Consider the following 12,586-nt stretch of genomic DNA (forward strand, 5'->3'; position numbering starts at 1 on the left):
ATTAACAGGCGGCGGCTCATCCCCCGTAAGCCAATACGACAGCTGGCGCTCAAACTCACTGAACATGATCGCCATAACCGCCCCTTTAGCTCACCCCTCCCAGCACTCGCGCCAACTAAACCGAATTCTCACCACCCTGAACCTGCTCCGGCTGCGGCGGCCCCGGAATATCCTGAGGATGCAGCACACACAAATCATCCAACGTCGGATTCACCAAACCCCGCGTCCGACGAGCATGCCGCGCAATCGCCACATCCAGAACCTGGCGAGCATAACGACCATTACCGAAAGAACTCCCCCGCTGCACCGCCGCGAAATGCGCCCGCAACGCCGCCACGGACGGCCCAGTGCATTCGTAACCGGACTCGGCGGCGTGCTGGTTGAAGATGGTGACCAACTCGTCGGCGGTGTAGTCGGCGAAGCGCACCCGGTGCGAGAACCGCGAGGACAGACCGGGGTTGGCGGCGATGAACCCGCCCATCTCCTGCTCGTATCCGGCGGCGATCACCACCACCTCGTCACGGTGGTCCTCCATCAGCTTGACCAGCGTGTCGATCGCCTCCCGACCGAAGTCCGGCCCACTGCCGCGGCTGCCACCGGAGGAGAGCGTGTACGCCTCGTCGATGAACAGCACGCCGCCGCGGGCACGGTCGAACGCCTCGGTGGTCCGGCGCGCGGTGTGGCCGACGTACTCGCCGACCATGTCTGCCCTGGCGACCTCGATGACCTGCCCCTGCGCCAGCACGCCCATCGCGGACAGCAGCGATCCGTACAGCCGGGCAACGGTGGTCTTACCCGTGCCCGGAGGTCCGGCGAAGACCAGGTGCCTGCTCACCGGCGGCGACGGCAGCCCAGCGGCCTCCCGCTGCCGCGCGGACGCCAGCAGGTCGACCATCGCCGCGACCTCGGCCTTCACCTCGGCCAGCCCGACCAGGCTGCGCAGGGTGCCCAGCAGCTGCTCGACCCGTTCCTCGTCGATCTTGCCCGCGCCGGCACCCACGGCGGCCCCAGGCAGCGGCCCAAGATCCTCCGGCAGCAGCCGGGTCAGCTGGGCGGCGGTCACCGACCGGTCGTCGCCGAGCCGGTAGGCCTGCCGTCCGACCATCTCCTCGAACACCTTGCGCGCGGTGCGGCCGTTGCCGAAGGAGCTGTCGCGCGGCAACGCCGTGAAATACCCGTGCAGCGCGGAACGGGTCTCGAACTCCAGCTGGTAGTGGTGGTTCTGGCACATCCCTTCGACGATGGTGACCAATTCGGACGAGGAGTAGTCGGCGAAGTCGATGGTGCGCGAGAACCGGGAGGACAAGCCCGCGTTCGCGGCCAGGAACTGCCGCATGTCGTTGGTGTACCCGGCGACGATCACCACCACGTCGTCACGGTGGTCTTCCATCAGCTTGACCAGCGTGTCGATCGCCTCCCGGCCGAAGTCCGGGCCACCGCCGCCACCACCCTGGGACAGGGTGTATGCCTCGTCGATGAACAGCACACCGCCGAGGGCCTTCTCGAAGACTTCCGCGGTCTTGAGCGCCGTGCCACCGACCACGGCGGCCACCAGGTCAGGCCGGGCGCATTCGACCAGCTGCCCCTTCCGGAGCACACCAAGGGCAGCCAGGATGCGGCCGTAGAACCGCGCGACCGTCGTCTTTCCGGTACCGGGGGAGCCGGTGAACACCAAGTGCTGCGACATCGGCGGCGACGGCAGACCGGCCGCGGCGCGGCGCTCGGCCATCTGGTGCAACCGGACCAGCGTCTCCACCTCGCGCTTCACGCCATCCAGACCGACCAGGTCGTCCAGTTCGGCCAGCAGCTTGTCGAGTTCGTCGGCGTGGCGGGGTTCTCCGGTGTCCTGCGGCTCGTCTGAATCAACGGCCCTACCGGACTCCTCCTGGACCACCGGCGGGCGCGACTCGCCCGGCTCGCCGCTGTCGTCGAAGATGACGCTGGATCCTTCGAACCGGGTGTCCTGGTCGCCGTTGCCGTCGATGCGGCACCGCCGGATCTCCACCGGCTCGTCGCTGAACACCGCGACACCGTCACGAACGTTGTCGCGGACGGTGCAGGAAATCATCCCGCCGCCGGACTGCCCGTGCCATTCCGCGCCGGAGCCGCACTCGCGGAGGATGCCACCGTCCACGGCGAGCGTGGCCTCGCCGCGGGCGGACAACGCCGGGCCCGTCGTCCGCGTCACCTGACAATCCGACACCGTGGCTTCGGCCTGGCCGTCCGCGACGACCCCGCCTGCCGCGCCTCCGGTGATGTCGCAGCCGGTGAGCTTCACGACGCCGTCGGCGCTTGCCGACACCGCGTCGTGCCCGGCGTCGGTGAAGGTGCAGGCCGACAGGTGGGCCGTCGATCCGTCCAACACCTGCACCGAATGCCCGCCCGCCTTGGCGATCCCCACCCGCTCCAGCTCGACCGTGGCGTTCTGCATCGCCACCACGGCCTGCGCGTCGACGTCGCTGATCCGGCAGTCGCGCAGCACGGGCATCGATTCGGCCGCCGCGAGCAGCACCACACCCCGCACATTGGAAATGTCGGAGTCGTTCATCTTCAGCTGGCTGTGCTGTTCAACGACGATCGCGTTGTCGGCGATCTTGTCGATCCGGCAGCGTTGCAGCGTGCTCCGGCCGTGGTCGGCCACCAGCAGTGCGCTGTTGGCATCGGTCACCACGCAGTCCACCAACGTCGCCGTGCCGCCGGTACGAGATACCACGGCCGTACTCGAGATGGACGCGAGCGTGCATGCGTTCAGCTCGGCGCGGGCGTTGTCGTACACCAGCAGGCCCGCGCCGCCCGGGTTGCGCAGCTCGCATTCACGGGCCTTCAGCTCCGTGCGGCTCCGCGCCGCGACGGCGACCTCGGATTCGGCGGCCAGCACACACTCGTCGAGCTCAAGGACTCCGGCCCGCAGATCCACCGCGATCTCCCCGTCGCGGTGCGCCAACTCGATACCGGAAACCGCCGCGTGCTCGACATCGAGCCGCAGCACCGGATCGCCGGATGCCTCCACCCGCACCTGGCCGGGTGCTCCCGCACCGGAGATGGTGATGTCGCGATCCAGCACGATCGATTCCGCGTAGGTGCCGGGCCGCACCGAGATGACGTCGCCGTCCTTCGCCGCGGCGATCGCGTCGGTGATGGTGCGAAAGCATTCCGGCTCACTGGGCGAAACCCCCAGCATCGACCGCGTGCCGGTCATTCTGCTCGCCATAGCGGGCCCTCCTCGTTCTCCGGGTTCAGCATCGAGCACACGCGGTAGCGGTCCAGTGGGGTCATGCGGCTTGCTCGCCCGTTGGCCAACGCATGCGCGGCGAGCGCGGCGTCCGGCGCCAGCAGATGTCGGTCGAGGTAGTAGCGGGAGGCGTCCGACCACACCCATGCGCCGTCGGAGCGCAGGCTGGCGGGCACCGCACCGGCCGCCCCGGAGACCAGGTCGGTCATCCGCAGGTCGGTATCCAGCACGATCTCGCCGCTGCTGAGGAAGTCCAGCAGCCGTTGCCGCTCGGTGGAGTCGACCACGAGCTCGTGCGCGGAATCGAACCACGGGCCCCCGTCGCCGGATGCGCCGTCGAACGTCCGCGCGACCTTCACCTCCGCCGGCGGCTCACGAGTCCAGAGCAGGACGGCCGAGCGCAGCGCGGTCTTGTGGTAGACGGGCAGGTCGGTGCCCGCCGCGAACACCTCAACGCGCGGATCGCTTTGGTGGCCGGCAACCCGTTGAACGGCCATGGTGACGGCTGGCAGATTCGCACCGTCATCGGCCTGCACCAGGTAGACGCGGTCGACGCCGTCGCGCATCGTCGCCCAGCATGCCGCCGTGCCGTGCGCGGCCCGCACCGACGCCACGACGGCGCGGTCAGGCCCGTCCCAGGCCCCATCGGCATCCGGCGCGAACCGGTACTGCGCCGCGGGACGCCCTTCGAGCCGCGGCAGCAGCGCGCCGACCAGCTCGTCGAGCCGTTGCCGGTCGCCGCCGGCCAGCACCTCGCGGGCAACGGCCAGCCAGCCGTCCGGGGCGCGGCCTGCCAGCTCAAGGAGACGTTCGTGCGGATCCAGATCGACGGCGAGCCGCGGCGATTCGTACTCGTCGGCCAGGTCGTCCATGCGGCGGATCATCCTTCCGGCTATGCGGCGTGCAACGGGCCGTACCACCGGTCCGACACCGGCTCGTCCAGCTCCGCGTCGGCGCGTTCCTTGGCTGCGGCACGGAGCCGGGCAAGGATTTCCTCGCCGTCGCTACCGTCCTCGGCGAACAGGATCCGGCGGACCGAGCCGCCGCCTTCCACGCCCAGCACCTTGAGCCGAGTCTGACCTGGCAGCACCACATCGCCGGAGATGTCGAGCTCGTCCGCACCGACGCTGCGCACCAGGCCGTCGAGACGACGGGCGGTGGAGACCCAGATCAGCGCCTCCGTCCCGCCGACCGACTGCGGCTGCGCCACCGGAGCCGCCACCACCGGCTCGCGCAACCGCACCACCGCGCCCGGCGCCAGCAGCGTGTCGTCGGGGATGCCCCGCACGACCACGGCGCGCACCGTGGGGAGGCGGCGCAGGCCGCTGGCGAGGCACACGTGGAAATCGGTGTCGTAATCGCCGCCCGGCTCCTCACCGAACACCCGCACCACGGCCAGCTCCGCCAGCATCGCGGCCTCCTCGCCCCGGCCGGCCCGCAGTCCCGGACGTTCGGACAGCAGCTTGGTGACCGCGCGGGTGGCCACGTCGTACTTCGAGCCGAGGCTGGTGCGGACGTTCTTCCGCTGCTCGGGGGTGCTGCGTGCGTCCGCGGGTACCTCGAGCGGTTCTCGCCGCGGTTGGCGCTGCACCTGCTCCTCGACCGGCTCCTCGACCGCCGCCTGAGCTGGCTCCTCGACCGGCTCCTGAGCTTCGGCCGGCTCCTGGGCTGGGGTCGGCGAGACCTTGGCTTCGGGTTCAGGCGGCGCGGCGACCGTCGCGGCCTGTGCGGCTACCGGGTCGGCGGGCGGCGTGTCCCGTGGTGCCCGTCCGGCCTTGGCGACCAGCGGCGGGAGCGAGGCAGGCGGGTCAGCGGGCGGTTGCTGGCGCCGCGACTCGGCCGCGGTCTCGGTCCGCTGTGGCAGGCCCACCGTGGTCATCGGCCTGTCACTCGGCGGCTCCGACGGAGCCCTAACCCCGCGGTGGGCCGGTCCTGGTGGGAGAAGAACCGACCCACCGGCGGGGATCTGGCCCGTTGTTGGCGGGCCAGACTCGACCGGCGGGGGAGTACCGGCCGAGGTCTTCGGGAGTACCGCAGGCTCCTGGGGGGACGAGTTGGTTGCTTCGGCCAGCGGCGGGCGTGCCGCTTCCGGGGTCGCCGGAACCTGCTGCGGCGGGCGTGCCGCTTCCGGGGTCACCGGAAGCTGCTGCGGCGGCGTGGTCGCCGACACCGTGGCGGGCGCGACCGGCGTGACGGGCTTGCTGGGCTCCGCAGGCGCCGGGGCGCCGATCACACCGGGCGCTGCCGGGGGCCGGAAGTCCCTGACCGAACTGGCGACGATCGGCTCGGCGGGCAGCATCCGGCCGTCCGTCGTCACCACGATTCCCGCCACCAGCCGCTTGTCGCGCGGTGCCTCACGTACGGGGGGTGTAGCCACAGTGGGCGCCGTGGGCGCCTGGGGCGCCTGGGGTGCCTGCGCGAGCTCGCCGCGCTCCGCGCCCGGTGCCGCACCGAGCCGGTTGACCGCCTCGGCGGCGTGCTGGGATGCGGGAACGAACCGCAGGCGCTCCCGCGCATCCTCCGGCAGGCCGTGGATCAGACCGTCCAGCGCCGACAGCACCTCTGCGGGCACCGCGCAGTCAGCGGCCAGGACCAGGTCAGCGTGCGGCCCTGGCTCGGCCAGCCACTCCGGGCGCGGGGCCTGCGAGTCCGGGCGCACCAGCAGCCCGCGCGCCACGACGTCGACCCGCCACCCATCGGCCAGCCGATACGAACCAGGGGCAGCCAACGGCATCGCAGGGCCTGGCGCGACCCAACGGTCCAGCACCGGCCCACGCCCGGGCAGATACACGCTTTCCACCGCGAACGGGCGCCACAACGGACGGCCCGATTCGTCAAGAAGCACTGGGCGCCCTTCAAGCGGGACACCGTGCGCCGCGCGTACCGGCGCGCCAAGTTCGTCAGCCACGGCACTGGCCACACCCCAGCCGCCGTACTCCGCCAGCACCGCGCGCCCACGCACCTCGTCTGGCAGCGTTCGCAACACAGCGGCCACAGCCGCCGGTGACGGAGCTTGCTCGCCGGGAGCGCCGATGACGACGTACATCCGATCGGGGTCCGGCGGTCGCGTGGACAGCTGGTCGTCGGGCCGCTCCGGGCTCCCCGGACCGCGAACCCACAGCCCGAGCGGAATCTGTGTGGCGCCTTCGGGCAACGGCATGGCCAGCGGGCGTTGCCATTCCGGGCTGGGCAGCCGTGGCCCGAGCGGGACACCCGGCCGCCCCGAACGGAAGGCGACCCACCCAGGGCCGGAGCCGGGCACGAACAGGCTCCCGTCCGCCAGGGTGCGCGGGACGCCGCCCGGCACGACGACCTCGACGCCGAGCCATTCCGACAATGTCCGTCCCGGCAACGGCGAGCCGTCCTCGGCCACCGACGACAGGCTCGGCGCAAGGATTCGCAGGCTGCGAGTGGTCGCCCCGGCGATGTCCGCCACCACCCACGGATCGAGCTGCGCCACTGCGGCCAGCGCCGACGCGCCGACCACCACCGTGGTGCGACCGCGTTCCTGCGGCAGTGCCTCAGCGAGAGCGACAGCTTCGTCGTCAGTCTTCGAACGGCTGACCACGAGAGCGTGCCGAACCCGCTCGACCTCGATCGGCGCGTCCACCGTGCCTCCCTTCACCGTCATGGACACGGCCACACACAGCGCTAGGGTTCATCGCACCGCGAACCCGCTGCTGGCTTTGCCCGAATGAACCCCCAACCGCCTTCCCAACGTGCTGGTAGCGCGGTGTCGATTGCAGCGCTACCGCCCGTCACGTACTCAGAAGGAGTTCTTCATGGCCGACAAGATCACGGTCGATCTGCACCCGATCTTCCGCAGCGACCGCGACATCGATCAGGCGGTGCGCACCGTGATCTTCCGGGCCGCACGCGAGCGGATCCCGATGGCCGAGATCATCGTCGGCAAAGGGAAGGCAACGCTGCAGAACCGGGTCGTGAAGATGCTAGGTGCGGCGCATCTCAAGCGCCTTTACCGTTCCGTAGAGGTCGATCCGAACAACGACGGCCGGGTGCTGGTGCACTTCTGACGCCGGCGCGGTTGCGGTGCAGAGATCAGGACTGGGGGCCGCTCCACCCAGTCGCACTGGCCTGCTTTCAGCCGGTCGGGTGCGACTGCTTGGGACGCGTGTCCCGACCGGCCGCGGGTTCACGAGCCGGATCGGCCACAGTGGACGGGGTCCTCACCGGCCGCTACTCGTGCAACGGCACAAGTGTCCTTCGGGAGTCGCTTCACCAACCACCGGTTGCCGGCGACGAACACCCTTGGCAACACCTGATGAGTCGACTGTAGCCACCGACCCACTCCCGCCTCGCCACATCCACCGATGAATTTCCCGACAGACCCAAGCGCGGATGTCTGGAAAGGCAGAGGTGTGTCGCTTCACTTGCTCGGCGTGAGCGCCGCATTCCGGTGATCTATAAACGGGACCGCGTACCCGAGGGTCTGGAGTACTTGGTTCTGGATGCGCTGGCGTAGGTCGGCTTCTTCGGGCGTCAGCGAATCGCCGGGGAGCCGGATGCGGACGAGTTTGGGTCTAATCGACAGGTCGTCGCCCCAGAAGGGCAAAAAGAAAAGGGCAAACGGGCAACCATTTGCCGCTCGGCAACAGCTCCACTGCACGATTGGCGTCGTGGACATATCTGCCAGGATGTCATGATGGCTACCCAGCGAGCTGCTGTCTGGACCCCCGCCACCGCTCCCGACGATCACCTGGTTCTGGAGCCAGCCAATGCTGGTTTTGGAGCCAGCCAATGACTAGCTCGGTGACCGCGCCGACCGCCCCCGGCGCCCTGCCCCTGCTGGGCCACGCACTCGCGATGGCGCGCAATCCGCTTGGCTTTCTGACGTCTCTGCCCGCTGCCGGCGATCTGGTGCGGATCAGGCTCGGTCCGTGGAAGGCGTTCGTCGTGACCGACCCGGACCTGGTGCACCACCTGCTCGTGAACGACCGAATTTTCGATAAGGGTGGCCCGACCTTCGACAAGGTCCGTGAGGTGGTGGGCAACGGCCTGGCCTCCTGTTCACATCAGGACCACCGACGGCAGCGTCGCCTGCTGCAGCCCGCGTTCCACCGCGATCGCCTGACCAACTACGCACGGATGATGTCCGAGCAGATCAGCGTGATGCTCGACTCATGGCAGCAGGGCGACGTCATTGACGTGCGCGCCCAGATGCAGGCACTTACGAGCCGCATCGTGTCCAGAACCCTGTTTGTCGCCGACGTCGCCAGACCGGCGGCTGTCGCGCTGGAGGAGTCGCTCGACGACATCGTGCGTGGCGTGTTCCGCAACCTGGTCGTGCCGCCTCCGTTCAAGAATCTGCCCACCCCGCTAAACCTGCGCTTCCGACGCTCCAGGGCACGCGTCGCGGCGGCCGTCGACGCCTGCATCACGGAGTACCGGCGGAGCGGCGTTGACCATGCCGACGTCCTGTCGGCGCTGCTCGCCGCCCGCGACGACAACGGCAGGGCGCTGGCGGAGTCCGAGATCCGGGACCAGGTCGTCACCGTGCTGTTGGGCGCGACCGAGACCAGTGCCACCACACTAAGCTGGGCACTGCACCTCCTGGCCGCCCACCCCGATGTGCTAGAACAAGTGCACGCCGAGACCGACGCGGTACTCGGCGGGCGAGTCGCGGAAGCCGACGACCTCCCCGCTCTCGAGCTGACGAACCGCGTCATCACCGAAACCCTGCGCCTCTACCCGCCGGGGTGGATATTCACCAGAATCGTCACCGCCGACGCGGAACTAGCCGGCCAGCCGCTACCAGCGGGCACTATCGTGATCTACAGTCCCTACCTCATTCACCGTAGTCCGCGGTTGTACCCGGACCCCGACCGCTTCGATCCCGACCGATGGCTGCCCGGCCACGTCGCGAGGCCGCCCCGGACCGCCTACCTGCCCTTCGCTGCGGGGGCCCGCAGGTGCATCGGCGACACCTTCGGGCTGAACCAGGCGGTGCTCACGCTTGCTTCGGTCGCGGCCCGCTGGGAGCTCCGGCACACCACACGTGCCGTGCGGGCCGCTCCCAGCGCCGTCCTCGCCCCACGATCGCTGCGGATGCGTCTGAGTGCCCGTTAGCCAGGAAACCGTTGCTAGAGACTGAGCATGATTTGTTGGCGTAGGCGGCCAACGGCGCGGGAAGTTCAATGCTCACCTCGCCATCAGGGGTAACGCGGATCGTCTCGTTGCCGTGCGGTTTTCCGCTCTCCCTCGATGCTGGCGACGGCCTCGCGGAGTTCACCGGGGTGCTGGTGCACGACAGCTACGCCGGCTACACGCACCTCACCGCCGTGCACGCCTGGTACGGGGCCACCTCCTGCGGGACGTGCGACTGATCAGGTTTGGGGCCCGCTCCACCCAGTCGCACTGGCCTGCTGACCTTCGACATCGGCGACATCGGCGACATCGGCGACCGCGCCGGCACCGCCTGGACCATCCCAGTCCGGTTGCGTCGCCGCCCCGCCCGGGAACACGAGGTCAGACAGCGGTTCGACATTCTTCATCAGGGGTGTGCTCACTTCACCCACCCCGCAGGCGCCCGCGCCAGCGCGGTCTGGCCGGGACGAATCCGGACTCGACACCGACGGGCGCAAAGTTGGCAGACCATCGACCGGGTCCGACTCCATGCGATACCCAGCGACGACCTCGATCCCTCCCTTGACCGGTTTGATGTCAACCTGACCGATGACGCCGTTGACGCCAATGTCCCGGCGCACGTGCTCGACGAAGTTGCGCACGTGCCGCACATGCTCGCTGCCGTTGGCGCGTTCCCACTCCCGGATCAGCTGCTCATCCTGGGCTTTCCGCTGCTCCATCCGCTCGAACTCGCTCCAGCTGCCGGGCTCGGTCACGGGGTTCCTCCAACTGCCTTGTCGGTGCACGGACCTGTTGGCCAGCACACGTATGCCGAGCGGCATCCGGTTCAATCGATCCCGGGCGGGGGCGTGAAAGTGCCGTTCACTCAGACTGGAGCGACGTTCCGGCAGGTCAGGGGCCGTGAGTGTTTTGGGGTGCCATAGCGCCCCAAAACACTCACGACTTCACACGACGGCGACAGCGGAAAACCTATGCGGCGTAGGCGATTGCGTCGAATTCGTGGTTGGCGATGCCGTCCTGGAACGCCAGCAGTTCGGCTTCGGTGAACACCAGCTCGACGGCTGCCCAGCCGCGCCGGCGGAACACGTGCATGCCGTCCGCATCGCGGCGGGTGATCTCCAGGCACAGCCCCTCGGTCCGGCCCTCCCGAGCACCGGCTAAGAAGGCATCGAACTCCTCGGCGGTGAACACCAACCGATGGTCATCCGACGCGCCGAACACCGTCTTGTCGTCACGCAGCTCGACCCAACCATCCCGGCGGGCCACACACACGCAGTCCTTGTCAGGAACGCTTTTACTGGCCTTCCGGAAGTCAATCTCCGCGAAGGCCAACGACGGGGCTGTGTTCATCGGCAATCTCCTTGGGTGTCACTTGGATGGGGACGATCGTGCGAAGTCGGCGGCAACGCCCTTCAGGAACCGACGGGTCTCCGCGAACGTCAACGCAGCGTTCGCGAGACGTGCCCACGCCGCCTCATACGCTTTGAGCGCCTTCTTGTCGTCGAGGTACCGGATTTCGTTTGCACCCTCGACGTATGCCAGTTCCAATGGCCCGGCCGCGCCGGGCGAAGGCACCCGGATCAACACGAACGGACTCGAAATCGGCGATCGTCGACCGGCCGGACGGTCGAACGGCAAAACCTGTAGGTGCACGTTCGGCCGGTTGCTGAGTTTGATGAGGTGGTCGATCTGCTCGCGCATAACCGACTTGTCGCCCCATACTCGCCGGACACATGATTCCGACAGCACGAACTGCACCATTGGTGGCTCGTCCCTGTCGAGGATGTCTTGCCGCGCCAGCCTTGCCTGGATGCGATCTTCCAGCGTCACGCCGTTGATCTCGGGCTGATCGGCATGCATCGCCCGGACGTACGCCTCGCATTGCAGTAGCCCCGGTACGACCTCGACCTCAACTGCACGGATTTGATCAGCGTGCTTCTCCAGGTCAACTCGTAGCCGGATGTCCTCGGAGTACGCGCGGTTGTGGCCGGTGGTCCAGAAACCTCGCTTGTGGTTGTCCCGGCGCAGCTCGCGCAGCGCTTCCAGATAGCCCTCATCGCTGAAGCCGAGCTTCGACGCCAGAAGCACGAGGTCGCCGGGGCTGATGCTGCTCGCACCACTGATCAGGCTGGCAATGCGCGGCTGACTCGTCTCAATGAGTTTCGCTGCCTCGGCCTGCGACGAGTCCGCCTCCTGGATCATGTGGGCGATCTCGCGCCCAAGCAGCAGCTTCTTGGCCGTGCGAACGGTTGCGGGCATCTGCTCTGCCTCTCCTGTGATTGACGAGCGGCGTTGCCAAGCGCGGCGATCGTCCCTTCCTCCCGAAGGGTATCGCCCACAGCCACTCGATCGGATGGGTGCCGATAGCTTGATTATTCAGCTTTCCTAGATCAAGCTAGGATCATCAGGGCAGCGTGTTCCAGATCTCGATGCGATCGATGTCACCTTCTAAAGGAGAGTGGTATGCCCGTCCCCCGCACCCCGGCACATTCGCGCCTGGCCATGCGGAACTTCGCCTGTACCAACGACCTTCAGCACTCCTGAGACCTGCCCGGGCCGTCCGTGCCCCCTCCCGACGGGACGGACCGGGCACATGAGGCGGGCGGCGCTGCGTCGAGACCGAGCGGTGCCCCCGACACCGCGCGCCCCCCGGGCTCCGCGCGCCGCCCGCCACCCCTACAACCCCCGAACCCTGGAGTTCTCATGCCCCAGCCCCAGACAGAGCAGCGCTACTTCTGGTTGCCAGTGCCGGACGAGTCCAGCGCCTACGGCCTCGTGCGGCACGCTTTCGCCGGCACCCGCCTGGACGCCCGCACAGCCGACGAAGCGTTCTGCGGCAACACCTTCGCCCTGGCCAATCCGTCCGAAATGGACTGGATTCACGCCCGGACATGCCCAGACTGCAACGCGCTGCTCAAAGAAATGAAGGGCTGGCCGCGGTGACCTCTCCCATGCGGTGGCCCGACGGCACCCCAGTCGACCCCGAACCCGACGACACCCCGACCACCGACAACCACGCCTGGCGATTCACCGAGCCGCCCGTCTGGGCCCGAATCGACCACGAGCTCAAAGACCGAATCATCCAGCGCCTTCGAGCGCTCTAAAAACCCGGCCCGATGCCGCGACCTCCCCTACTCGCGGCGGCATCGAGCCACGCGGCCGGGAGGAGTGGACGTCCCACACCACAGGCGATTTGACCGGATTCGAAGCGTGCTTCGGGCCGAGTACTCACAGCATCGGAGGAGCGTC

Annotated in this window: 11 protein-coding genes; 4 read left to right on the forward strand and 7 right to left on the reverse strand. The window is 68.6% G+C overall.

Going from position 1 to position 12,586, the window contains the following annotated elements:
• Nucleotides 1-115 precede the first annotated feature (115 nt).
• The 3 genes from AB0I53_RS32950 to AB0I53_RS32960 are packed head-to-tail and all read right to left on the reverse strand — an operon-like array spanning nt 116 to nt 6,842.
• The gene (locus AB0I53_RS32950) at nt 116-3,211 is read right to left on the reverse strand and encodes an AAA family ATPase (protein WP_358611833.1); all 3,096 of its coding nucleotides are present in this window, start codon (nt 3,209-3,211) and stop codon (nt 116-118) included.
• On the reverse strand, nt 3,196-4,104 hold the full coding sequence (locus AB0I53_RS32955) for a hypothetical protein (protein ID WP_358611836.1): 909 nt from the start codon (nt 4,102-4,104) through the stop codon (nt 3,196-3,198). The genes AB0I53_RS32950 and AB0I53_RS32955 overlap by 16 nt, the downstream gene beginning before the upstream one ends.
• 20 nt (nt 4,105-4,124) lie before the next feature.
• Nucleotides 4,125-6,842, reverse strand: a complete 2,718-nt coding sequence (locus AB0I53_RS32960) for a hypothetical protein (RefSeq protein ID WP_358611839.1) — start codon at nt 6,840-6,842, stop codon at nt 4,125-4,127.
• 172 nt (nt 6,843-7,014) lie between these two features.
• Between AB0I53_RS32960 and AB0I53_RS32965 the strand changes: the two genes are divergently transcribed.
• Nucleotides 7,015-7,266 carry a Smr/MutS family protein gene (locus AB0I53_RS32965; RefSeq protein ID WP_093275530.1) on the forward strand — a complete coding sequence of 84 codons (252 nt, stop codon included), beginning with the start codon at nt 7,015-7,017 and terminating at the stop codon, nt 7,264-7,266.
• A 353-nt stretch (nt 7,267-7,619) separates the two neighbouring features.
• Here the strand turns inward: AB0I53_RS32965 and AB0I53_RS32970 are convergent, their stop codons facing one another.
• Nucleotides 7,620-7,877 carry a hypothetical protein gene (locus tag AB0I53_RS32970; RefSeq protein WP_358611842.1) on the reverse strand — a complete coding sequence of 86 codons (258 nt, stop codon included), beginning with the start codon at nt 7,875-7,877 and terminating at the stop codon, nt 7,620-7,622.
• A gap of 125 nt (nt 7,878-8,002) precedes the next feature.
• Here AB0I53_RS32970 and AB0I53_RS32975 point away from each other — a divergent pair, with 125 nt between their 5' ends.
• A complete protein-coding gene (locus AB0I53_RS32975; RefSeq protein ID WP_358611847.1) occupies nt 8,003-9,319 on the forward strand; it encodes a cytochrome P450 in 1,317 nt (438 codons plus the stop codon).
• A 68-nt stretch (nt 9,320-9,387) separates the two neighbouring features.
• The gene (locus AB0I53_RS32980; protein ID WP_358611863.1) at nt 9,388-9,576 is read left to right on the forward strand and encodes a hypothetical protein; all 189 of its coding nucleotides are present in this window, start codon (nt 9,388-9,390) and stop codon (nt 9,574-9,576) included.
• Here the strand turns inward: AB0I53_RS32980 and AB0I53_RS32985 are convergent, their stop codons facing one another.
• The 3 genes from AB0I53_RS32985 to AB0I53_RS32995 form a co-directional block, all read right to left on the reverse strand.
• Complete coding sequence (locus tag AB0I53_RS32985; RefSeq protein WP_358611866.1) at nt 9,577-10,092, reverse strand: hypothetical protein; 516 nt, start codon at nt 10,090-10,092, stop codon at nt 9,577-9,579.
• 214 nt (nt 10,093-10,306) lie between these two features.
• Nucleotides 10,307-10,687: a DUF397 domain-containing protein gene (locus AB0I53_RS32990; protein WP_358611850.1), complete on the reverse strand. Its 381-nt coding sequence runs from the start codon at nt 10,685-10,687 to the stop codon at nt 10,307-10,309.
• Nucleotides 10,688-10,705: 18 nt separating this feature from the next.
• Nucleotides 10,706-11,596, reverse strand: a complete 891-nt coding sequence (locus tag AB0I53_RS32995; RefSeq protein ID WP_358611853.1) for a Scr1 family TA system antitoxin-like transcriptional regulator — start codon at nt 11,594-11,596, stop codon at nt 10,706-10,708.
• A gap of 444 nt (nt 11,597-12,040) precedes the next feature.
• Between AB0I53_RS32995 and AB0I53_RS33000 the strand changes: the two genes are divergently transcribed.
• Nucleotides 12,041-12,280 carry a hypothetical protein gene (locus AB0I53_RS33000; RefSeq protein WP_358611856.1) on the forward strand — a complete coding sequence of 80 codons (240 nt, stop codon included), beginning with the start codon at nt 12,041-12,043 and terminating at the stop codon, nt 12,278-12,280.
• Nucleotides 12,281-12,586 lie beyond the last annotated feature (306 nt).

Origin of the sequence: Saccharopolyspora sp. NPDC050389 (assembly GCF_040655595.1) — a bacterium.
Lineage (GTDB): Bacteria > Actinomycetota > Actinomycetes > Mycobacteriales > Pseudonocardiaceae > Saccharopolyspora.

Bases quoted from the DNA above. Each gene is read 5' to 3' on its own strand.
- AB0I53_RS32965 (WP_093275530.1), top strand. From the start codon at position 7,015: ATGGCCGACAAGATCACGGTCGATCTGCACCCGATCTTCCGCAGCGAC.
- AB0I53_RS32990 (WP_358611850.1), bottom strand. From the start codon at position 10,687: ATGAACACAGCCCCGTCGTTGGCCTTCGCGGAGATTGACTTCCGGAAG.
- AB0I53_RS32995 (WP_358611853.1), bottom strand. From the start codon at position 11,596: ATGCCCGCAACCGTTCGCACGGCCAAGAAGCTGCTGCTTGGGCGCGAG.
- AB0I53_RS32980 (WP_358611863.1), top strand. From the start codon at position 9,388: ATGCTCACCTCGCCATCAGGGGTAACGCGGATCGTCTCGTTGCCGTGC.
- AB0I53_RS32970 (WP_358611842.1), bottom strand. From the start codon at position 7,877: ATGTCCACGACGCCAATCGTGCAGTGGAGCTGTTGCCGAGCGGCAAAT.
- AB0I53_RS32950 (WP_358611833.1), bottom strand. From the start codon at position 3,211: ATGGCGAGCAGAATGACCGGCACGCGGTCGATGCTGGGGGTTTCGCCC.
- AB0I53_RS32955 (WP_358611836.1), bottom strand. From the start codon at position 4,104: ATGGACGACCTGGCCGACGAGTACGAATCGCCGCGGCTCGCCGTCGAT.
- AB0I53_RS33000 (WP_358611856.1), top strand. From the start codon at position 12,041: ATGCCCCAGCCCCAGACAGAGCAGCGCTACTTCTGGTTGCCAGTGCCG.